We start from the raw sequence: 23,200 nt of genomic DNA on the forward strand, positions 1-23,200 counted from the left end.
TGATTTTGTAAATATAGTCGGTCTGTCTATGATTACGCCCTATACTTCTTAAAGTTCTCTGCCTGCTCAAATATCTCTTTAAAAATCTCGTCTTTAGGAACAGGAGGGTAATCGTTTTCAGCAAGCGTTAAAATAAGATCAACTTTTAGCTCTGCCTTAATATCATCTCGACTTGACCAGTCTGTATATCTAGCTTTATCTGCGATGATTGTCTTTATTTCTTGTGATAGTTTAATAAGTTTGTCGTGCGGGTATTCAAATTCATGTTTCTCAGAAATTGCTTTGAGAATATCGTAGAAGGCCTTTTCCTCATAATCAATTCCTAAATCCTTGAAAGAATCCCGCTCTTTCATTAGTTCTGCGAACAAATCAGCAAATTGTTCTGCAACATCATCCAAAACATCACTTTGCAAAGCTTGGAAGTCTTTTCTTTCATTATATTGCTCAACCAATTTTTTAAATCTCTTTGAAAAGTCGACACCCTGAATTTTATTGGTCTTCTTAAATTCCTCAATTGCTTTTGACAATAGTTTCTGTAAAAGCTTAATCTTAGTGTTTGGTAGTTTGATTTTATTGATCTTAGCCAAGTATTCATCACTAAATAAATCAGCATTATTTTTCGGGTCATTTTTATCAAGTTTGAATACTTCTTCCACGCCCTCGCTTATCAACGCTTCCTCCATCATCTGCCTTACTTTTTCATTCATTTGAGCAGTATCTGGAGCATCGCCTTTAGTTAGTTTATAAATGATAGATCTGATAGCTAGGTAATAGTGAATATAGTCTCTTTCTATTTGGCTTATATCTTCACTAGACACACATAAATTGTAGGCAGAGCGAAGTTTCTTCGTTATAGCCATAAAGCGTTTTTCTAATTGCTCGGTTTGCTGTACAAATTCTGCTGCTTGATTTAAGCACTCTAATTGCTGTAGCGGGGTTCCCTTAAAATATGCAGTATTATCAAATTTATAAAAGATTTTTGCTAATAAATCTAGCTGGTCCTTTACAATGACAACTGCCTTATCGATACCATCAAAATTTTCGCCCTCTACAACACCATATTTTTTCATCGCTACATTTAAATTGCTCTTTATTCCAAAATAATCGACAACTAATCCAGTTTCTTTACCTTCATAAACTCTGTTTACACGTGAAATAGTCTGAATCAGGGTATGCTGCTGAATTGGTTTATCAATATATATGGTATCAAGTGATGGTACATCAAATCCTGTTAGCCACATATCAACAACGATGGCTATTTTGAAGTTTGATTTTTCATTTTTAAATTGCCTATCAAGCTCCTTACGATATTCTTTCGTACCTAACAGGTCATACAGTTCTTTACTGTCATCTTTATTACGAGTCATGACCATTTTAATTTTTTCCATTGGTTTAATTTCTTTTTTTTCTTTATCAGAAAGCTCTACACCTTCGTCACAGATTCTAACTTCTGCCCACTCTGGTCGTAGTGCAATAATTTCCTTATACAAGTCATAGGCAATATGTCGGTTGGCAGCGACAAACATTGCCTTACCCTTTACCGTTGCGCCTTCTTCAATTCTCTTTTCATAATGCTCTACAAAATCTTCAGCCACTAATTTTAACCGTTTAGGATCACCAAGAATAACCTCCATTTGCGTTACTGCTCTTTTACTTTCATCAATCTGATATTCATTAGCCCCGGCGGTTTCACATACTTTATAGTACTCTTCGATTTCATGTAATTTTGAATCATTTAGATTTACTTTAGCAGCTCTTCCCTCATAAACAATCCGTACAGTTATTTCATCGTATACAGCTTCGATCATTGTGTAAGCATCTTCTACTTCCCCAAATACATCTATGGTTGCATCCACCGGTGTTCCGGTAAAACCAACATAAGTTGCATTAGGCAGAGAATTGTGTAAATGCTTGGCAAAACCATATTTTTTCTCGACACCATCTTTAGTAATTTTTATTTTTTGGTCAAGATTTGTTTGTGAACGATGTGCTTCGTCCGAAATACAAATAACATTGTTTCTATCAGTTAGCAAATCAACATCTTCATTAAACTTCTGAATAGTAGTTAAGAATACGCCACCACTTTTTCTATTTTGTAGGTAAGCCTTTAAATCTTCCCGACTTTCCACACTTATGACTTGATCATCACCAATAAAATACTTAGCATTTGTAAATTGTCCCGCAAGTTGATCATCTAAATCGGTTCTATCGGATATTAAGACAACAGTAGGGCTTTGTAGATCTTTATCCCTCATTAAAATTCTTGTAAGGTAAAGCATGGTATAACTTTTTCCAGAACCAGTCGCCCCAAAATATGTACCGCCTTTACCTGAACCTTGTGGCCGCATATTTCTTTTAATGCTTTTTAATAATTTTGTTGCCGCATAATATTGTGGATAACGAGGAACAATTTTTTCCTTTTTACTGCTTGTATCAGGGAAATAAATGAAGTGACGTACCACTTCTAGGAAACGTTTTTGATTAAATAGACCTCTCACCATTGAATAAAGTGAATCAATGCCATCTTTTTCAAACGATTCATTGCCTTCTATTTTTCGCCATGCATAAAAAAAATCGTAGGGAGCAAATAACGAACCTGCCTTATTATTTACTCCATCACTAATAACACAAAATGCATTATACTTAAAAAGCTCAGGGATATCCCTCTGGTAACGAACAGTAAGCTGAGTATAGGCATCCTTTATTGTCGTATTTTCTTTAACAGCACTCTTGAACTCTATTACTACTAAAGGTAAACCGTTTACATAAACAATCGCATCAGGAATACGTGGTTCATATCCCTGAATCATCAGCTGATTAACAATTTTGAATTGATTATTCTCTATATTCTCGAAGTCGATCAACTGAATATATAAGTCTTTTTTGCTACGGTCTTCACGTTTCAGAACAAAGCCATCAGAAATCATTTTGATAATAGCTTTATTGCTTTCGTACAAAGTTGATGTAGGTAGCACTTCCATTTGCCGAATAATACTGTCTATCTCATTCAGGGTAATATCATCGTTAGAATAACGATTGAATAAAAATGCCTTTAAATCATCACGAAGAAGTACATCACTTATCTCCTTATGAATAAGTGTTCCATTTTCATGTTGGTAGTTTTCATCTTTAAAAAGCTCAATTACAGCCTTTTCTAGAGATCCTTCTGTAAAATTCATAATTATCCTCCTACCGTTGTAACTTTTGTGAGGAATATTTCTTTAGACTTCTCTAATAAATCATTTTCTTTAAGCTTAATATTAATGTAATAATCACATGTTGAAAGGAGCTTCGATACGATATTTTGCTGTTTTAAATCCGGTATTACTATTGGTATAGATTCAACTTCCTCCCGTTTAGCAATGTTCACTTGAGCGCTTCCTCCTGCATCAGCAATTAACTTAGCGTTACCTTCTTTTGAGGTTATAAAGTACTTAAAGCAAATTGGAGCTAATTTATTTGGGTCTACTCTTAGTATTAATAATGCTTGGTTTATGATCCCGATAGGATCATCTTCTTTTATTACAGTAACTTTGCCTAATGTTCCTGAACATGAAATTACAAAATCGTCCTTTTTCACTGCAAATCTCTTTAAACTCTTATATTTTTCTTCAGTTATAAAATATCTAAACTCCCTATGATTATATATTGCATGTTGTTGCTCATAAACAGGTACTCCCAGCTCTACCATTTCATTCTTTTTTTAACGCTGAGCCAAATGGACCTCTTATATATCCTTTTGGGGTCAGAATTTCACCAATTGTTCCAACTCTCCACCCTTTTGGTATCTCCATATCTAATCCATCAATAAACTCCATCTCGCCACCACTAGATTTATATGGTTCCCCGTTCTCATTAGGGAATTCAAAGTCAACAAACCATTGCTTATAAATAGCATGTGCTGTTTCTTCTGTCTTTCGAATTATGATATTATTTTGATTTATTCTATCTTGTATTACATTATATTGATTCACAATTTCTTCTTGCATTTTAATCGATGGTATAGGTAACTTTATTTCACATAAATCTTCCCAACTAAAAATTTCACGAACACTACCATGAGAAATAAACCTTGCGTATCTATCAAATTCAGGCCGCCTAAACCACATCATTAAATATTCTGGTAATAATCTATCACTATCAGTAACTTCAAAAACTGTATATGCTTGTGATACTAATCCCTCTTCTTCTTTTTCAAGTAAAGCCACTGCTATTTTATCGCCTCTTCGTGAAGTGTCAGGGATATATGTGAATTGATTTTTCTTCACCACTTTATATTTTGTGAAATCTGTTCCTACAGTATTAGCAATCGATTTAATGAATTCTTTCGTTACAGATACACCAAGAAGATTATCTCTTTTATCATCTTTATTTCTTATATCAACTTGCCGAATATACGGACCTAAACGTTTATAATTTGATTTCATATCCTAACTCCTTAAATACGCTAAGTAAATCAACTTTAGATTGTTCTTCAGCTTTAAGTAATTCAGTAAACTCAGATTGTAGTACTGTCATTTTCTCATCAAAATCTAGATTCTCATCTCGGTTGATGAACTCTATATATTTACTTGGTACTAGGGAAAAGTCCTTCTTCTCTACTTCTTCTAGTGTTGCACTGTAGCATAATTCTCCGATATTTTGATAAGTATCTTCAAAATTAATTTGTTGCCAATTATGATAGATTGTTGCTACTTTTTTGATATCTTCATCAGAAAATTGAACATATTTTTTCTCGAATGGAATACCCATTTGTCTTAAATCCATAAATAGAATTTCATTGGAACGATTGCGATATTTTTTCAACCTACCATTTTGTTCAACTGTCCGAGCTTTTTTATTTTTATTTAGGATCCAAAGTGTAACACTTATATCAGTAGTATAAAAAAGGTTCCGAGGTAATACGACAATGGCTTCCACTAAATCATTTTCAATCATCTTCTTACGTATTTTATACTCGTCACCACCACCGCTCAACGCACCATTTGCTAATAAAAATCCAGCTACACCATTCTCAGATAGTTTAGAAACAATATTTAAAATCCAAGCATAGTTTGCGTTTCCTCTAGGTGGCACTTCGTATCCTGCCCAACGTGGGTCATCTGTTAACTCATTTTCAGCCCTCCATTGCTTCTGATTAAATGGAGGATTTGCCATAATGAAATCTGCCTTCAAATCCTTATGTTGGTCATTAAAGAAAGTGTCTGCAGCCGTTTCACCTAGATTAGCCGAAATTCCTCTTATAGCTAGGTTCATCTTTGCTAGTTTGTAGGTTGTAGTTGTATACTCCTGTCCGTAAATCGATATATCTTTCTTATTTCCCTGATGTGATTCAATAAACTTTACTGATTGAACAAACATACCCCCTGATCCACAAGCAGGGTCATAAATTTTACCTTTATATGGTTCGAGCATTTCTGCAATAAGATTTACAATACTTTTCGGAGTGTAGAATTCTCCTTTACCCTTTCCTTCTGCTAATGCGAATTTACTAAGGAAGTATTCATAAATCCGACCTACAATATCTTGTTGCTTGTCTTTAAGCGTATTGATGTTATTAATCGTATCTATTAAGGATGCTAATTTATTTACATCAAAATTTAAACGAGAGTAATAATTATCAGGTAAAGCACCTTTAAGCGATGGGTTATTTTTCTCAACTGTAAAAAGTGCTGTATCAATTTTTAATGCAATATCTTCTTGTTTTGCGTTCTCTACTAAGTAACTCCATCGTGAAATCTCAGGCAGATAGAATACATTTTTCATGGTGTAAAACTCAACCATATCTACATACTTTTCTTTACCCTCATTTATTAACTCCGCTTTACGTTCTTCAAATTTATCACTAGCAAATTTCAAAAAGATTAACCCTAAAACAACGTGTTTATATTCTGAAGCCTCAACGGATCCGCGTAATTTATTGGCGGAATCCCATAATGTTTCCTCCATACTCTTTTCTTTAACCTGTTTCTTTGTAGCCATAAAAATAAAGCCCCCTGTCTTCTACATCATCTTCAAATAAATTAATTATATGAATTAGGAAATACTCCCCAACTAACATTTCTATTTCCATGATATTTCCAATATTAATTATACATCAAAATAATCAAGAAAACTTTAATAACTAGATGGTAATCAGCACACCTGAGTTCCAATAGGCCAACTTAATCGTAATATCCTAACTAGTTTATCAATTTCTAAATAATTTTATCAAATAGTTCCTTTTACCTATAAGAATATTAATTTCTTAAAGTTAAGATGATTAACGCTTGAGGTCGATAGCATTTAATTCTAACCAGAAAGGAGGACTCCCTCAGTGGAGAACAAGAAAAACTCTAGTACAGATTGGTATAAACAATGTCTTGCCCACTGTGAAGATGTTGAAATCTCTAAAACTATTATTCTTTTGTTCTTCCACATACAGGAACTAAGGAATGAACAAAATCATAAAAAAGCTGCAAATTCCCGGATATGAAACCAAAGTGATTATTAAGCCAAGAAAGAATCAAAGAACCAAACGAACCGATGGTGTTCAGTTATCGCTTGGTATAGATATAGAACAAAGAAAATCAGCTAAAACCGAGTAACGTATAAATAATTCCCCTTCAGTCAAAGATGATTACAAAAAATAGACTGGAGGGGATAGTGTGAAAAAACCATGCAGAATTGTAAAAGTCAGTTACTCCGAAGAGCTAACATCAGAATCTGAACTATGGTTCAGACGATTTATTGAGAAAGCACTTCTTGATCATATTGCAAAAAATGATTATAGACTTCGTACTTTACTGATTAGTAGAAAATAATAATGAGAAAGGGAATTTTTATGAAGGAACAACAATTAATTGTGGTTTATAAACGTGTTAGTTCAGCTGCGCAAAGCCTTGAACTGCAAGATGCTGCAGCGAGAAGATATCTCGAATCACAAGATTTAGCTGGAAATGAAGATTTTATTATTTATTTATCTGATTATGACGTTTCAGCCACAAAACTAAAAATGAGCAAAAGACCAAAGTTAATGGAATTAATTCGTTTAATTCAAGAAGGCAAGGTTAAGACAGTAATTGGATATAAACGTGATCGGTTTGCTAGAAACTTTTATGAATTCGTAGATATAACAAAAATCTTTATTAAACATGATGTGGAAGTCATTTACACCGCTAGTAATGAACCACCATTTAGAAATAAACTGGCTCTAGAGGCGTTCTATGGAATGTTCGGACAAATTGAAGGAGAAAATATTCGTTCACGTACAGATGATGCACGAAAGCAATTTCCTTCTAGTATCTTTGGCTTCAAGCGAATCAAAGAAGAAGATAAAGTACGTTTCTTAATTGACGAAAACAGAAGAGACATAGTTGTTACATTGTTCAATGATTTTAGTAACGTTTCTGATGAAGAGCAATTTATTGAGTTTTTATTAATCCGTCGAAAGGGACTTACCAAGCCTGAAAAGCTACTTCGGTTATTAACTAATCCATTTTACTCTGCACATTATGAATCAAAAAATGGATATCAATTACTTCCTCATGTGGAGCCAATGATAAGCCTAGATCTTTTTCTTACTGTTAAGTCACAAATTGATAAGTTTATATCATACTATCAAGAAAAACTTCAAGAAGTTAACACTATATATTCAACCACTCCACTATGCGGTGAATGTAATAGTGTAATGAAGCATCGGAAAGAAAATCCTCTTGATGCCGGGTATTTTGTATGTAGTGATAATCATAGAAGAGTGGCTATTTCAGTTGAAGAATTTAATGACCTGTTAATTCAAACTATTCTGGATTATGTTCAATCTATCTCAATCTACCAAGCCGAAAAGATTATTTTTAAGCGAATAATTGCTGAAAATAAAAGGCTAGAGCGTGAGCAGAAAAAAGCAGTTTCTGAATATCTCGATGCCTCTCTTACAGTAAGCATGCTTGATAAAAAAAATAAACCATTGATCCCAAAATATTTGGATAAAATTAAGGAACTCAAAGAAAGACATAACTCAATAGGTCAGGACCTTTTAGCATTAAAAGATCTTAGTGATGATATAAAAAATGTTAAACAGTTAACACAGCTAAATTATGATATCTCACAACAAGAACTCCAAAAACTAATTGAATTACTTGTAGATATGGCTCTTGTATTTGAAACTCATGTACAAATTATTCTCTACCTTTCAGCATTCAGAAAGGATGTAAATGTATCATGAAAAAGATTAAAGCAATTGGATATAAACGCTACTCTGACAAAAAGCAAGATGGAAATCATTCATTAGAAATTCAAAAAAGCCAAATTCAACTTCTAGCTGAAAGAGAAAATCTTGAAATAATAGAATGGCGTGTAGACAAAGCAACAAGTGCCTTTCACAATAATGCGGGTAAACGCAAGGGCATACAAATGGTTCTTGATGACATTGCTAATGGAGCTGGAGCAATCTGTTTCTATGAAGAATCAAGAATTACTAGAAGCATTACTGACTTTTATAACGAGGTATATACACCTATTAAAAATCAATATCCTCAAACAAAGTTTTTTAGCACCCAATCCGATGGTGAATGGAATCCTAATGATCCTATTACTCAAGCCAAGCTTGTCTTTGCAGCTGAAGAATCTGAGATAAAATCCATCCGGGCTAAAGATGCCCACGTAAATATGTTGAATCAAGATTACCCTAAACGACCCGGATCTCGTATACCAATCGGTTATGATATGAAAGATGGTGTTCTATTTCCAAATGAAGATGCTAAAGTTGTTGAGCTTATCTTCTATCTAGCTAGTTTTGGGCATTCTCAGCAAACTATTGCTGAATATCTCAATAAATGTGAAATCAAGACTAAAAAGGTAAAATATTGGAACAGCAGTACGATTGGCTATGTCCTATCCAACCGAGTATACGTTGGAAATTTAGCTTGGAATGTTAGAACTAGTTATGAAATCAGTAAACCAAAAGCCGAAAAAGATATCGATTTATTTAAGAATGTTCACGAACCTATTATTAGTCCAACAATCTTCCATCTTGTAAAACAAATTAGTGAATTTAAAAGTGATTATGGGACGATGAGTACCCCTTATTACCTTCGAGGTATTATCATATGTAAAAGATGTGGTTCACAATTAGTTGCGAAAGATAATTCTCCAAAGGGCAAACGTGGCAAATATATGATTTATAGATGCCAAGATTGTAAAAAAACAGTACCAATTATACCTGTTCATGAAACTGTTTTAAATGACTTACAAAAGAAGTGGGCTACACAGTTTTCCACATTTGCTATTACGTCTAAAGAGCAACTTAAAAGCTGGTCTAACAAACTTAAAAAAGCAAAACACAATCTGAAACAACTTCTAGAAAAATCACTTTATAACCAAAATATGTTAGCAACTGATATAGCAAACACCCCTCTTTTAGAGGAAGCATTCATGGTTGCACAGGAAGAGTTAAAAAATGAAATAGCCTATGTAAGTATGACAATGGATGAAATCGATAAGTTACTTGACGACAATTACCTTGAATTATTCTTAAAAGAAATGTTACAGCAAAGCTTTTTAAACTTTACAGATAGTGAGTTACGCGTCTTCTTCCTAATGTATTTTGATGAAGTAAATATTGACTTTGAAGCAAATAACGACATCCAAATTAGTTATCGGCTCTCTCCGTTTGTTTTACTAGAAAATTTAACTGGTCATATAACCGAACAAATTGAGAAATTTGAAGATATGACTGGTTAAGAAACCGAAGAGTATAGTACTCAAATTGATTTCCAAATACGCAAACTCTCAAAAACCCTTGTAATCAAGGCTTTTTGGGAGTATTTATTCGGTTAGCTGACCATCGAAGAATTCTTCGATGGTTATAATACCGAACGTTTTATTTCCATTATGGTCAATAAACCGAAACATTAAACTAAAATAAAATATTATTTTTTAAGAAAAACCCTTCGAATATGAAAATACGAAGATAAAATATATTATGTAAGACTTAATCAAATATCGTAACCGAACAAGCGAAAACCGCAGAAGTAACGTAACCAATTAACTATTAGTTGGCTATGTACATCTGCGGTTTCTTTATTTTCAATCAAATAAAATCTGGAGGTATTCAAAATGCAAACCACAAAAAAATATACAACTTGGGAATCACTACCTGACACTCTTACTGCACAGCATATTGCAGAATTTCTTGGTATTTCAAGAAGAAGAGTTTATGAGTTATTTCAAAGACAAGTAGAACACGGTGGTATTCCCCACTTTTCAATTGGGACATCAAAAAGAGTAGAAAAATCCGACTTTATGAAATGGATTGTGAGATTAAAAGAGAAAAGTGAGGTTAATCAATAATTATGAAAGGTCATTTTAGAAAAAGAGGCTGTAAATGTAAACCGAACAATTGCACTTGTGGAAGGAAGTGGTCCTTTATAATAGATGTGGGGAAGGATCCAAAGACAGGTAATAGAAAACAGGAATCTAGAAGCGGTTTTAATACAAGACAAGAAGCCGAAGCTGCGGCAGCGGCTCTGATTACTGAAATAAACCAAAATACATTCATTAAAGAAACAGATATATTATTTAAAGATTGGGCTAATGAGTGGTTGCCGCTTTATATTGAAAGAAATGGACCGAAACCCGGAACTATTCGTCTAAGGCAGTACAGCATCAAAAAGTTATTACCTTACTTTGCCCATTTAAAACTTAAAAATATTACAAAAGAAATGTATCAATCTGCATTGAATGATTTAAAAGATCAAGGTTTTGCTAGAACTACAATTGAAGGGGTTCATACTACAGGGAAAATGATTTTTAATATGGCTGTTGATAAAAGAATGATCAAAATAGATCCCACTACAAATGCTTATATAAAAAAAGACGAGCAAATCATTATTGAATCTGATGAAGAAGAAATACCTTTATACTTTGAAAAAGAAGAACTTGCACTTTTCTTAAAAAGAGTTAAAGAAAATGGACTTTTTATGGATGAAGCCATTTTTATTACATTATCTTACACAGGTATACGTGTTGGAGAATTGGTTGTTCTAAAATGGAAAGATATAGATTTCGATAAACACACGATTTATATTACAAAAACATATTACAACCCAGATAATAACACTGTTAAGTATCAGTTGGTTCCTCCAAAAACAAAAAAATCTAGACGCAAAATTGCTGTAGATACTGCAGTTATTGAGGCTTTAAAGAAACTTAAAGAAGAACAAGAAAAAATTATTCAACATCTAGGTGTCTCTTACAATGATAACGGTTATGTATTTGCTAATGTGTACCGTCATCCGGGCTATCCAGTATTAATTAAATTTGTTGAAAGCAGAATGGCTCGAATATTAAAACGGACTGAATTAAATTCAAGTCTTACTCCACATTCCCTTCGCCATACACATACGTCTCTTTTAGCAGAAGCTGGCGTTGGTTTGGAGGAAATTATGGAACGTTTAGGTCACCACGATGATGAAGTAACACGAAAGGTATATTTGCATGTTACAAATGAAATGAAACGAGAGGCATCTGATAAATTTAGTAATTTAATGAGTGGCCTTGTTTGAAAGCAAAATGGAGGCATTTTGCTTTCAAATACATAAAAGGTTTTCTAGATTTGCTTAAATTATAAAACTATCTCATCATTAATCACTTTTTATAGCACCTCGATGCGAATCCCCAGAACTAATCCACCTATTCTACGTAATAATATTGCTTTCCGCTTAACTTTCATGAAATGATTTGCTCGCCTAATAAAAGCATTCAAATGAATTAACTATTATAAAGTTGTCAATAATTAGCATTTGTAAGAAATAATAAACAAGGAGGTTTTTCAATGTAATGAAAGGTCATTTTTATAGACGTGGCTGCAAGTGCAAAAAGAAAAAATGTACTTGTGGTTCTACTTGGGCCTTTATGGTTGATGTCGGAATTGACCCATTAACTGGTAAACGTAAACAAAAAGGGAAAGGTGGTTTTACAACACGACAAGAAGCTGAGGAAGCTGCAGCCGCTCTAATTCATGAGATAAATCAAGGAACATATATTGAAGAAACAGACCAAACATTTTGTGAATTTGCAAATGAGTGGCTCAAAATCTATAGTGATTTAAAAAATGTAAAACCGGGAACAATTCGTGTCAGGATTCATGAAATAGGCAAGTTGATGCCCTACTTTGCTCGCCTAAAACTAAAAGACATTACAAGAAAGATCTATCAGGATGCATTAAACGATTTAAAAGAACTAGGATATTCAGATAGCACAATGAGCGGTATTAATCGGACTGGGAGGATGATCTTCCGAAAAGCGTTAGAATTAGAACTGATTAAAAAAGATCCAACTGAATTTGCTTACCTCAAAAAAGATAAGAAGACCATTGAACAGCTAGAGGAAGAAGAAATTCCTAAATACCTTGAAAAAGAAGAACTTGCTCTGTTTCTAAGGACTGCTAGGGAACAGGGACTTGAGTTAGACTATTTGATGTTCCTAGTCTTGTCATACACCGGCATTAGAGTTGGAGAACTAGTTGCTCTTAAATGGAAAGATGTTGATTTCAAAAATCAAACAATTAGTATTACTAAAACGTATTACAACCCCAATAATAATACGTTAGAGTATCAGCTAGTTACACCTAAAACGCGAAAATCTAGACGAAAAATCATTGTAGATGAAGATGTTATAAAAACTCTAATGAAACATAAAGAAGTTCAAATTGAAGTCGTCAAACAGATAGGCGATGCTTATCATAATAAAGACTTTATATTTGCCAAAATGGAACGGCAATTTGGTTATCCTATTGTCATTAAAACCGTTCAAAACAGAATGGCTAGGCTACTTAGGATTGCAGACCTTAACCAAGAGTTAACACCGCATTCTTTACGACATACACATACTTCACTTCTAGCGGAGGCAGGTGTTTCACTCGAACAGATTATGGATAGACTAGGCCATTCCGATGATCAGATCACGAAAAATGTTTATCTCCACGTTACGCAAGAAATGAAAAAAGAAGCCTCTCAAAAGTTCGGTGAACTCATGAGAAGCCTCCGTTAATTTCCTTTATGTTAGCAAAATGTTAGCATTTCACTCTCACCTTACTTACAAACCCATTCGTATCAAGGGTTGGAGGCACTTATTACATCATGCCGCCCATGCCGCCCATGTCAGGCATTGCAGGGCCTGCAGCTGGTGGTTCTGGCTTGTCAGCAACTACTGCTTCAGTGGTTAAGAACATAGCAGCAACTGATGCAGCGTTTTGCAGTGCAGAACGGGTAACCTTAGTTGGGTCAACGATACCGGCATCGATCATGTTTACCCATTCGCCAGTAGCTGCGTTGAAGCCTACGCCAACTTCTTCATGCTTTAAGCGCTCAACGATGACGGAACCTTCAAGGCCAGCGTTTTGTGCAATTGTGCGGATTGGTTCTTCCATTGCACGAAGAACGATCTTGATACCAGTAGCTTCGTCACCATCTGCTTCGAGTTCAGCCACTTTGCTGTATACATTTAGAAGAGCAACGCCACCACCGGATACGATACCTTCTTCAACAGCAGCGCGAGTAGCGTTTAGAGCGTCTTCGATGCGAAGTTTGCGTTCTTTTAATTCTGTTTCAGTGGCAGCACCAACTTTGATAACGGCTACACCGCCAGCTAATTTAGCTAAGCGCTCTTGTAATTTTTCCTTGTCAAATTCAGAAGTAGTTTCTTCTAATTGAACGCGGATTTGGTTGACACGAGCTTGGATGTCTTCAGTAGAACCTGCACCTTCAACGATCGTTGTGTTTTCTTTTGTAACCACAACTTTAGAAGCACGACCTAGAGCATCAATTGTTGTTGATTTAAGGTCACGGCCAAGCTCTTCGGTAATCACTTGACCACCAGTTAATGCAGCAATATCTTCAAGCATTGCTTTACGACGATCGCCAAAGCCAGGAGCCTTAACAGCAACAGCATTGAATGTTCCGCGAAGTTTGTTTACGACTAGCGTAGCAAGTGCTTCACCTTCTACATCCTCAGCAATCAACAATAATGGCTTGCCTTGTTGGACCACTTGCTCAAGTACAGGCAGGATTTCTTGAATGCTGGAAATCTTCTTATCTGTAATTAAGATGTATGGATTTTCTAATTCAGCTTCCATTTTGTCAGTATTTGTTACCATGTATGGGGAAGCGTAGCCACGGTCAAATTGCATACCTTCTACAACATCCAATTCAGTTGTGAAGCCTTTAGATTCTTCAATCGTGATAACACCGTCGTTACCAACGCGCTCCATGGCTTCCGCGATTAATTCACCAACTTCTTTGTCATCAGAAGAAATTGCAGCAACTTGGGCAATGGATTCTTTGCCTTCGATTTGTTTTGAAATAGCTTTTAATTCTGTAACCGCAGTGGCAACTGCTTTTTCGATCCCTTTACGGATGCCCATTGGGTTTGCACCGGCAGTTACGTTCTTTAAGCCTTCGCGAATCATTGCTTGTGCAAGAACGGTTGCAGTAGTTGTACCGTCACCGGCAACATCATTTGTTTTGCTGGCTACTTCGGCAACAAGCTTTGCACCCATGTTTTCGAATGCATCTTCAAGTTCAATTTCTTTCGCGATTGTTACACCGTCGTTAGTGATAAGCGGTGAACCGAATTTTTTCTCAAGAACCACGTTGCGTCCTTTAGGTCCAAGAGTTACTTTTACTGCATCTGCAAGTGTATCAACACCGCGTAGCATCGCGCGGCGAGCGTCTTCACTAAATTTAATCTCTTTAGCCATTGTTCAAAAACCTCCTCATATGTTTAAAAAGTTTACTGATTTTTTCTTATTAGTCGATGATAGCCAAGATGTCACTTTCACGTAAAATTAAGTATTCAGTACCTTCGTACTTGACTTCAGTACCGGCGTATTTTGAGAAGATAATCCGATCGCCCTCAGAAACTTCAAGTGCTACGCGTTCTCCATTGTCAAGAACACGGCCAGTACCTACAGCTACCACTTTTCCTTCCTGCGGCTTTTCTTTTGCTGAATCCGGTAATACGATACCGCTGGCAGTTTTTTCTTCAGTTTCGACTTGTTGGATGATAATGCGATCACCTAATGGTTTTAACACTTAAAACAACCTCCTCAAATATGTGTTTTCAATCAATTATTAGCACTCGACATCAATGAGTGCTAACACAATTATTATAATAATGAATCTAAAAGTCTTTTGCAAGTCTGATGCACAAAATTTTAAAGAAAAATATGAGTGTTTTTTCGTGAACCGTATTTTAATTGATGAACTATACAGCCCCAAAAATCTAACCAATCAAATCCTTTTTTCCACCTTATAAAGTATGGTAAATTCCTCCTTTTCTATACATAAAAATTATCCAAGAGTTCTCAAAATTGAATGGGATGATTTTTAAAGGTAAAATAGTACAGAGTGATGCAAAAAACGTGATTTAGGAATAATAAAGGAGACTATATTTTTGAAGAAGGAATATTGGATTATCTTAATTGTATATATCGCGATGCAGTTTTCGGGCATCATTGGAATGCCTTTGCTTGTCAGGGGATTGAAGATCGACCGGGTTATGGCGCTGCCTATTTGGCTCATCATCAGCTTTACCCTTGCGCTGATCATTATTTTATTTATTTTAAGAAAAGACAGCCATGCTCGTGGTCCAAAGGGGACAGGCCAAGGCAGTTCTATTGGTCACTCGATAATATGGGCGGTTTCTGGCTTTTTCCTGGCACTGTTTTCGCAATATGCCGCTGCGATTATTGAGCAACTGCTGGGGATTCATATGGGGTCCGAAAATACGCAGCAAATCCTGAACATCATCGATATTTTTCCACAGGCAATGATTGTAACAAGCATCATTGGCCCGATTTTAGAGGAAATTGTCTTTCGCAAAATTATCTTTGGCAGTCTTTATCGGCGTTTTAATTTTATTATTTCAGCACTTATCAGCTCGGTTATCTTTGCTTTGGCGCATATGGAGCCTGAGCATATTATCCTTTATTCGGCAATGGGCCTGACGTTTGCGTTCCTATATGTTAAAACCAATCGGATTATCGTGCCAATCTTTGCACATGTAATGATGAACACTTTGGTTGTATTAGTCCAAACTGTTTATCGCGATGATATTGAAAGATTGCAGCGTGATCTTGAGTCCATTCAAAACTTTATCGGAGGATTTTTATGAGACGTTCACCTTTGTTTTCCGGCCTGATTTATTTTTTATTAGGCGCCCTTTTCACCTACTTTGCCATTACGGAAGTACAGACCAACGGCTGGGGCTTTTTCAGCTATCTATTAGTCATTTTGGCTACCTTCGATATTGGGTCAGGATTAAAAATGATCACCTTTCACTTCAAATTCAGGGATCAATTGAAAAAATAAGTATCATGTCAAGCACCAAGAAATGTGGAAGCAACCGTTAAGCAGCGTATCACCAAGGGCCGCTCCTTAACGCAGGTAGAAGCGGGTCGGCCATTTGTTGCTCGACGCTCGAGCTGGACATATGAAAAATTACTTGGTGCCTGACACCGTTTTGACTGTTGAGTCAGGGTCTTGTTGAAAGTCCGTCCTGTATTCAACCGTTCCAATGATACAGCCTGGGCCAATTTTTATTTTATTGCCTCTGACAATGTCCGCTGTTGTATTTTCCAGGTAAATGTCATCGCCTTCGATTACTTTGGTCTGTAGTGATCCAGTCTCTTTTCCGAACGGGAACAACGAGTTTTTCTTCCGTTTCACAGTAATTTTCCCGCCGCCGATTTCTTCAGCCTTACTGCTTCCGAACCTTAAGACAATATTAATAGTTTCAGCGGTTAATAGGCCTTTAATCTCAAAGCCGCCGCTTGAATGGAATGACTCATATTTGACCTTAATCGTTTGGCAGCCAATTTCCTTAGCTGTACACTCACCATAAATTTGAATCTCAATATGCTCTGCGTTTAACAAACCACCAATGATAAATTGTGATTCTGCTTTAAAAATTTCCGTTTCACAGTCCTTGGCCACCTTCAAGATGCCCTTGACCCTTACTTCTTCAGCTTTTACTCTGCCGCCAATCGCCGCATGACCCGATATTTCCAGTTTTTTCACGACATTTAAAATAATTTTGCCTTTAGTTCCTCTATGCAGGTTAACAGCGAGAGCTTGGCAACTACCTTTGTCCCAGACTCAAAATGAAAACTTTCAGCATTAATCAGCAGCAAACAGGAGGACACCCCCAGCTTTCTCGTGATGACGATTTCCCCATGTTTTTGTTCAATTAGCGGGCGGTTTAGCTTTAAAAGCTGAAGCAGCATTTTTCCTTCGTCTAAATTGATCTCCCCTGATTGCAGCAGTTTTTCCAATACATTTGCCTCAAGAATCCTCGAAAAATCAAACTGAAAATGGCCACTCTCACTTTCTTGGTAAATATTCATAACCGTCTCTGAAACAATGTTACGTTTTATAAGTTCATCCTTTGTTAAAATAATTTCCGTTACATTTGGTGATAACAGATCTGCCAATTCATCCAGCGACAAATTCTCCTTCATTGTTTGAATTTTTTCAATCCGTTCCAATATCCTTTCCTTGGGAAAAAAGGTTTCTTGACCTGTAAATGTTGATTTACGGATAAACCATTCCTCTGGTATAAGATCCTTCCGTTTCCAGCGGTATAACTGCCCATACGAAATTCCGGTTAAACTCAATAAGTCCTTTTTGGAAATTAACTCCTCGCTCATTTTCGATAACCCCTTTCTATTTTACAGTGTAACATAACATTGTTATGCTGTAAAATTTTATTTTCTGTTTTTTGGAAAATAGGGCTGATTGCCAATTATCCCGCACAGCTATCACCAAATCATCGTCCCCTTCCGGACAGCTTCAAACTACGATCCTCCCTTTTTGTCTTTTCTGCTATCCCATCAATAAATAAACGCATGGCCTCATGTACCTGTTGCAGTGCCTGACACCATGCTTTCACTTAGACAATTAAAAAAAGCTTCCCTGATCATCATCAGAAAAGCTTTTTCTCCTATTCTTCGGTTTCGTCGACATTCGGATAATGCTTCAAAAAGTACACCAGTGATTGCAGTTCAACTGCGAGGTCAATGTGATGTACGCGAATCGATTTGGCGACATTTAATCTTGCCGGGGTAAAGTTCAGGATCCCCTTTACATTCGTGTTGCCAAGACGGTCCGTAATCAATTGGGCAACCTGAGCCGGTACTGTTAAAATAACCACCGAAATCTCTTCTTCGTTTAAATGTTTTTCTAAATCATCCATCGCAAAAACTGGAACATCACCAATTAATGTTCCAACCTTTCCAGGGTCAACATCGAAGGCGCAGGTGATTTTGGTATTATTATTTTTCATAAAATTATAATTTAAAAAGGCAGTTCCTAAATTACCCACACCAATTAGGGCTACTTTCGTTAATTCATCCTGGTCCAGAGTTTTCCGAAAAAAGGATAATAAATAATTTACATTATAGCCATATCCTTTTTTCCCGAGGGCACCAAAATAGGAAAAATCCCTGCGAATTGTAGCTGAATCAACCTTCACTGCTTCACTTAACTCTGCTGACGACACCCTTTGTTTACCAGAAGAATGCAGATTTTTTAAAAACCGATAATATAACGGTAGCCGCTTTGCTGTTGCCTGTGGAATCTTCGTCGTTTCATTCGACATTCTCTCCTTCACCCCGCTTCAAGTATTAGCTCCATTGCTGCATGTTCAAATCAGGTCGGTTCTTTTATAGTCACCACTTTTACCGCCGGTTTTTTCCACTAAATAAGTTGGTCCGATTACCATACCCTTATCCACTGCTTTACACATGTCATAGACCGTTAAAGCACACGCAGAGGCTGCTGTTAACGCTTCCATCTCAACTCCCGTGCTACCGATTGTTTTCACAGATACGGCAATATGTAACTGGTATTGTTTTAATTGAATTTGCTCCCAGGAAAAACTAATATTTATCCCTGTTAACGGAATAGGGTGGCACATCGGAATGATCTCCCAGGTTTTCTTGGCCGCCATTACCGCAGCAACTTGAGCAACTGCCAAGACATCGCCTTTTTTCATTTCATGATGCGTTATTTTTTGGTAAATTTCTTCACTTACGGTAATGCTGGAATGAGCAAAAGCAGTGCGGACTGTTTTCGGCTTATTGCTGACGTCCACCATCTTTGCTCTTCCTTCTTCATTAAAATGAGTAAACTCAGCCATTATAAATACCTCCTCCCAAATGATACTATATTTTTTTGTCGATGTGTGTGAAACTTTGAACTAACGGTATATTTTTTTATCCAATTACGGCTTTTTTGCTCGTATTGCCGCCCTTTCGGGAATAAGGTACACTATTTGTAAGTATAGAGGTGAATGAACATGATTTTACTGCAAGTTAATCAATTACAAAAATATTATGGTGCTGACCTTATTTTATCGAATATAAAGCTAGAATTACAAACTCGGGACCGCGTCGCCCTCGTCGGCCGGAACGGGGCAGGTAAATCGACATTATTGAAAATTATTGCTGGACATCTGTCTTATGATGGCGGCGAGATCATCAAGCCGAAAGAGGTAACAATCGGCTATTTAGCCCAGAATACCGGTTTGGAATCCAATTTTTCCATCTGGGAGGAAATGTTGAGTGTCTTCGAAGCACTTCGAAAGATGGAAAAATCTTTACGCAAGCTTGAGGAGCAAATGGCTGATCCTGATATTTTTAACCATCAGGCAAAGTACGAACGAATTATTCATGAATATGACCATTTACAGGTCCAGTTTAAAGAACTTGGCGGCTATCAATTTGAAGCGGATATTCGCTCCGTGCTGCATGGACTCAATTTTCATGACCATTCATTGATGATCTCAAGCCTCAGTGGCGGTCAAAAAACACGGCTTGCGTTAGGTAAGTTACTGCTGACGAAACCGGACATTTTAATATTGGACGAGCCCACCAACCATCTGGATATCGAAACGCTCTCCTGGCTTGAACAATATTTACAAGGGTATGATGGGGCCATTTTAATTGTTTCGCACGACCGCTATTTCTTGGACAAAGTGGTCACTCAGGTGTACGAATTATCGCGCAACCGCATCCAACGGTTTAGCGGCAATTATAGTGCTTATTTAGAACAGAAGGCAGCCAATTTTGAACGTGACATGAAGCTATATGAAAAACAGCAGCAAGAAATCGCTGCCCTGCAAGATTTTATCCAGCGCAATATCGCCCGGGCGACAACGACGAAACGGGCGCAAAGCCGGAGGAAAAGGCTAGAGAAAATGGAAGTTATCGACCGTCCGTTAGGTGATGAAAAGTCTGCCAATTTTTCATTTGACATTGAAAAGCAAAGCGGCAACGATGTATTAGCGGTAAATTCCCTTGCAGTCGGTTATGATGGCGAGAAAGTATCGGAGAACATTTCTTTCCGCGTATTTAGGGGTGACAGCATTGCTTTGGTCGGCCCAAACGGCATCGGTAAGTCCACTCTGCTTAAGACGATTATTAAAAAGCTAAAACCGCTTGGCGGAGAAATTTTATATGGGTCCAATTTATTGATTGGTTATTATGACCAGGAGCAGGCAAACTTGACTTCCAACAAACGGGTCTTAAACGAACTTTGGGATGAATACCCACTTAAACCAGAAAAGGAAATCCGCACTGTGCTTGGAAATTTTCTTTTTTCTGGTGATGATGTATTAAAAACTGTCTCATCGCTGAGCGGTGGTGAAAAAGCACGGCTGGCCTTAGCAAAGCTGATGATGGAAAAAGCCAATCTGCTAATCTTGGATGAACCAACAAACCATCTTGATCTTGATAGCAAAGAAGTCCTTGAAAATGCCTTAATCGACTATCCAGGGACACTTTTATTTGTTTCCCATGACAGATATTTTATCAATCGGATTGCAACGAAGGTGATTGAGCTGAGCCGCGAGGGGAGCACTGAGTTTCTTGGAGATTATGATTATTACGTCGAGAAGAAATTGGAACAGGAAGAACTCGCTGCTATTGAGCTTGCCTCTCTCGAGAAAAAGGCTGCCGCTGCTGACCGTTCAGAAAAAGTAAGTTATCAACAAGATAAGGAAAGTAAGAAGCTGGAACGTCAGCGGAAACGCAAGCTGGAAGAAATTGAACAGCGAATTGAAGAATTGGAAGCGCAAATTCAAGAGTATGAACAGCTTTTATGCGATCCTAAGATTTTTCAGGATCATCAAAAGGTAATGGAGATTACCCAAAGCAATGAAAAGACAAAGGCCCAGCTTGATCAGTTAATGGATGAATGGGCTGAGCTGGCGGAATAACTTATCTATTTGACGGCTGCCGAACCCGCCTTTTCTGGTATGGCAGCTTTTTTTAATGATAAAAAATTATGCTGTAACCTTCAAAATATCTTTTCCACAATTTTATCCACATGAAGAATAGCTAACTCATAAACATGATTTAACTTTTCCACATTATCCACAAAAATATCTGTTTTTATCCACATTATCCACAATTATTAAATGAATTACCCACAATTGGATTATTACATAAGCGACTTATCCACATTTTTTATGTTTTTCTCCAATTTAATCAATCGTTTAATTAAGGGCACATTAGCCAGTTTTAATTAAACGATTGGTTAAATGAAAACTCGTCGACTGGCGAGTCCTTAAGGACGAAGGCAGAGGCGTAGTTGAATTTATGCGACATAAGGAGGTATAAAATTTAGGAAAATTTTATACCTCCTTATTAGCTAAAAAAATAACCCTCCAAAAAAAGGAGGGCCCAGTTTTAATTAAATATCTCAATTTCAAGTCCAGGAATCGCATTAAGAGACAAATCCGCTCTGACTCCTTTTTCAAACATTACACTGCCGGCTGCCGCAATCATGGCAGCATTATCGGTACAAAATGATAACGGCGGTATCACTAATTCCACATCCAAGCCGGAAAAGGCTTCCTCTAAAGCACTTCTAAGACCTTTGTTTGCGGCCACCCCACCGGCTACTAACACCTGTTTTACTCCATATTCCGCAACGGCATCGACGGTTTTTTTCACTAAGACATCGACTACACTTGCCTGAAAGCTCGCAGCTAAATCCTCTGGGGCAATCGCTTCACCGCGCTGCTCAGCATTGTGGACAGTGTTAATAACAGCTGATTTTAACCCGCTGAAGCTAAAGTCATAAGAGCCTTCAAGCCAGGGCCGTGGCAAATCAATCACCGGGCTGCCTTCGTGAGCCAAGCGATCAATATGCGGACCCCCAGGATACGGCATATTTAATACCCGGGCTACCTTGTCATAGGCCTCGCCGGCAGCGTCATCGCGCGTTTCCCCAATCACCTCAAAATGACCATGTTCCTTCATATAGACCAGCTCTGTATGTCCCCCTGAGACGACCAGGGCTAAGAGTGGAAACTGCAGTTCTGTTACCAGCCGATTGGCATAAATATGCCCGGCAATATGATGGACTGGCACAAGCGGTTTTTGATGCGCAAAGGCCAGCGCTTTCGCCGCATTAACCCCTATTAAGAGAGCACCTACCAAACCCGGGCCTTCAGTAACAGCAATTGCATCAATTTCTGACATTGTGACATTTGCCTGCTTAAGCGCCGCTTCGATCACAATCGTTATTTGTTCAACATGATGTCTGGAGGCAATCTCCGGGACAACCCCTCCAAAGCGTTTATGGCTTTCAATTTGCGATGCTACAACGTTCGCGATAATTTCGCGGCCATTCTTTGTAATCGCCGCTGCCGTTTCATCGCAGCTTGTTTCAATTCCTAAAATTAACAAATCCTTTTTCATACGTTCACCCACATTACTAAGGCGTCTTCTTGATTATCCGAATAATAATTTTTCCGAATGCCGCCATTTTGGAATCCCATTTTTCGATACAGCGATTGAGCGATATGATTCGTCACCCTCACTTCCAGTGTCATTGTCCGGACTCCTTTAAGACGGGCAAGTTCCATTAAATAGCGCATCATCGCGTCACCAAGTTTTTTTCCGCGATATTCCGGGAGGATGGCAACATTCGTCACATGTGCTTCATCCACAATCATCCATGCTCCGCAGTAACCAACTACCCTTTTGTCATGTTCAATGACAATGTAAACCGCAAATTGGTTATTGTGTAATTCATTATAAAAAGCCTCCCTGCTCCACGGCAGCGTGAAAGAAGCATGTTCCACCTCTAAAACCTGGTCAATATCATCTTCTCGCATATAGCGAAATACATATGAATCGTCCATTTCTCATTTC

Annotated in this window: 21 protein-coding genes; 9 read left to right on the forward strand and 12 right to left on the reverse strand. The window is 37.2% G+C overall.

The window, feature by feature from the left end:
* Positions 1–32: 32 nt before the first annotated feature.
* The 4 genes from RCG24_RS14730 to RCG24_RS14745 are packed head-to-tail and all read right to left on the reverse strand — an operon-like array spanning position 33 to position 5,982.
* On the reverse strand, positions 33–3,179 hold the full coding sequence (locus RCG24_RS14730; protein ID WP_308077375.1) for a type I restriction endonuclease subunit R: 3,147 nt from the start codon (positions 3,177–3,179) through the stop codon (positions 33–35).
* 2 nt (positions 3,180–3,181) lie between these two features.
* Positions 3,182–3,691, reverse strand: a complete 510-nt coding sequence (locus tag RCG24_RS14735) for a restriction endonuclease subunit S (RefSeq protein ID WP_308077376.1) — start codon at positions 3,689–3,691, stop codon at positions 3,182–3,184.
* Position 3,692: 1 nt separating this feature from the next.
* Positions 3,693–4,427 carry a restriction endonuclease subunit S gene (locus RCG24_RS14740; RefSeq protein ID WP_308077377.1) on the reverse strand — a complete coding sequence of 245 codons (735 nt, stop codon included), beginning with the start codon at positions 4,425–4,427 and terminating at the stop codon, positions 3,693–3,695.
* Complete coding sequence (locus RCG24_RS14745) at positions 4,411–5,982, reverse strand: type I restriction-modification system subunit M (RefSeq protein WP_308077378.1); 1,572 nt, start codon at positions 5,980–5,982, stop codon at positions 4,411–4,413. Before RCG24_RS14745 ends, RCG24_RS14740 begins: the two co-directional genes overlap by 17 nt.
* A gap of 452 nt (positions 5,983–6,434) precedes the next feature.
* Here RCG24_RS14745 and RCG24_RS14750 point away from each other — a divergent pair, with 452 nt between their 5' ends.
* From RCG24_RS14750 to RCG24_RS14775, 6 genes are all read left to right on the forward strand, one after another.
* Positions 6,435–6,587, forward strand: coding sequence for a hypothetical protein (locus RCG24_RS14750; protein ID WP_308077379.1), 153 nt, complete (start codon positions 6,435–6,437; stop codon positions 6,585–6,587).
* Between the two features lie 236 nt (positions 6,588–6,823).
* Positions 6,824–8,203 carry a recombinase family protein gene (locus tag RCG24_RS14755; protein ID WP_308077380.1) on the forward strand — a complete coding sequence of 460 codons (1,380 nt, stop codon included), beginning with the start codon at positions 6,824–6,826 and terminating at the stop codon, positions 8,201–8,203.
* Positions 8,200–9,720, forward strand: coding sequence for a recombinase family protein (locus RCG24_RS14760; protein ID WP_308077381.1), 1,521 nt, complete (start codon positions 8,200–8,202; stop codon positions 9,718–9,720). The genes RCG24_RS14755 and RCG24_RS14760 overlap by 4 nt, the downstream gene beginning before the upstream one ends.
* Positions 9,721–10,095: 375 nt before the next feature.
* A complete protein-coding gene (locus tag RCG24_RS14765) occupies positions 10,096–10,329 on the forward strand; it encodes a helix-turn-helix domain-containing protein (protein ID WP_308077382.1) in 234 nt (77 codons plus the stop codon).
* Positions 10,330–10,331: 2 nt separating this feature from the next.
* A complete protein-coding gene (locus tag RCG24_RS14770; protein WP_308077383.1) occupies positions 10,332–11,543 on the forward strand; it encodes a site-specific integrase in 1,212 nt (403 codons plus the stop codon).
* 274 nt (positions 11,544–11,817) lie between these two features.
* The gene (locus RCG24_RS14775; protein ID WP_308077384.1) at positions 11,818–13,029 is read left to right on the forward strand and encodes a tyrosine-type recombinase/integrase; all 1,212 of its coding nucleotides are present in this window, start codon (positions 11,818–11,820) and stop codon (positions 13,027–13,029) included.
* Positions 13,030–13,111: 82 nt separating this feature from the next.
* Here RCG24_RS14775 and groL read toward each other — a convergent pair whose 3' ends face one another.
* Together groL and groES are read right to left on the reverse strand one after the other, a co-directional pair.
* Positions 13,112–14,737, reverse strand: coding sequence for a chaperonin GroEL (groL, locus tag RCG24_RS14780; RefSeq protein WP_202654725.1), 1,626 nt, complete (start codon positions 14,735–14,737; stop codon positions 13,112–13,114).
* A gap of 49 nt (positions 14,738–14,786) precedes the next feature.
* The gene (gene groES / locus RCG24_RS14785) at positions 14,787–15,071 is read right to left on the reverse strand and encodes a co-chaperone GroES (protein WP_202654724.1); all 285 of its coding nucleotides are present in this window, start codon (positions 15,069–15,071) and stop codon (positions 14,787–14,789) included.
* Positions 15,072–15,432: 361 nt separating this feature from the next.
* Between groES and RCG24_RS14790 the strand changes: the two genes are divergently transcribed.
* Positions 15,433–16,152, forward strand: a complete 720-nt coding sequence (locus RCG24_RS14790) for a CPBP family intramembrane glutamic endopeptidase (RefSeq protein ID WP_308077385.1) — start codon at positions 15,433–15,435, stop codon at positions 16,150–16,152.
* Positions 16,149–16,349, forward strand: coding sequence for a YdiK family protein (locus RCG24_RS14795; protein WP_202654722.1), 201 nt, complete (start codon positions 16,149–16,151; stop codon positions 16,347–16,349). The genes RCG24_RS14790 and RCG24_RS14795 overlap by 4 nt, the downstream gene beginning before the upstream one ends.
* A 129-nt stretch (positions 16,350–16,478) precedes the next feature.
* Here the strand turns inward: RCG24_RS14795 and RCG24_RS14800 are convergent, their stop codons facing one another.
* The 4 genes from RCG24_RS14800 to moaC all read right to left on the reverse strand — a co-directional run bounded on the left by RCG24_RS14800 (position 16,479) and on the right by moaC (position 19,176).
* On the reverse strand, positions 16,479–17,057 hold the full coding sequence (locus RCG24_RS14800) for a cytoplasmic protein (RefSeq protein ID WP_308077386.1): 579 nt from the start codon (positions 17,055–17,057) through the stop codon (positions 16,479–16,481).
* Positions 17,058–17,062: 5 nt separating this feature from the next.
* The gene (locus tag RCG24_RS14805; RefSeq protein ID WP_202654720.1) at positions 17,063–17,686 is read right to left on the reverse strand and encodes a YhbD family protein; all 624 of its coding nucleotides are present in this window, start codon (positions 17,684–17,686) and stop codon (positions 17,063–17,065) included.
* Positions 17,687–17,979: 293 nt separating this feature from the next.
* Positions 17,980–18,636 carry a redox-sensing transcriptional repressor Rex gene (locus tag RCG24_RS14810; protein WP_202654719.1) on the reverse strand — a complete coding sequence of 219 codons (657 nt, stop codon included), beginning with the start codon at positions 18,634–18,636 and terminating at the stop codon, positions 17,980–17,982.
* Between the two features lie 45 nt (positions 18,637–18,681).
* A complete protein-coding gene (gene moaC / locus RCG24_RS14815) occupies positions 18,682–19,176 on the reverse strand; it encodes a cyclic pyranopterin monophosphate synthase MoaC (protein ID WP_202654718.1) in 495 nt (164 codons plus the stop codon).
* A gap of 159 nt (positions 19,177–19,335) precedes the next feature.
* Here moaC and RCG24_RS14820 point away from each other — a divergent pair, with 159 nt between their 5' ends.
* Positions 19,336–21,255: an ABC-F family ATP-binding cassette domain-containing protein gene (locus RCG24_RS14820; protein WP_308077387.1), complete on the forward strand. Its 1,920-nt coding sequence runs from the start codon at positions 19,336–19,338 to the stop codon at positions 21,253–21,255.
* A gap of 472 nt (positions 21,256–21,727) precedes the next feature.
* Here RCG24_RS14820 and tsaD read toward each other — a convergent pair whose 3' ends face one another.
* Both tsaD and rimI read right to left on the reverse strand, forming a co-directional pair.
* Entirely contained in the window at positions 21,728–22,744 is a 1,017-nt protein-coding gene (tsaD, locus tag RCG24_RS14825; protein ID WP_202654716.1) for a tRNA (adenosine(37)-N6)-threonylcarbamoyltransferase complex transferase subunit TsaD, read from the reverse strand.
* Complete coding sequence (gene rimI, locus RCG24_RS14830) at positions 22,741–23,190, reverse strand: ribosomal protein S18-alanine N-acetyltransferase (RefSeq protein ID WP_202654715.1); 450 nt, start codon at positions 23,188–23,190, stop codon at positions 22,741–22,743. Before rimI ends, tsaD begins: the two co-directional genes overlap by 4 nt.
* Positions 23,191–23,200: the final 10 nt, after the last annotated feature.

The organism is Neobacillus sp. OS1-32 (assembly GCF_030915425.1).
Lineage (GTDB): Bacteria > Bacillota > Bacilli > Bacillales > Cytobacillaceae > Neobacillus > Neobacillus paridis.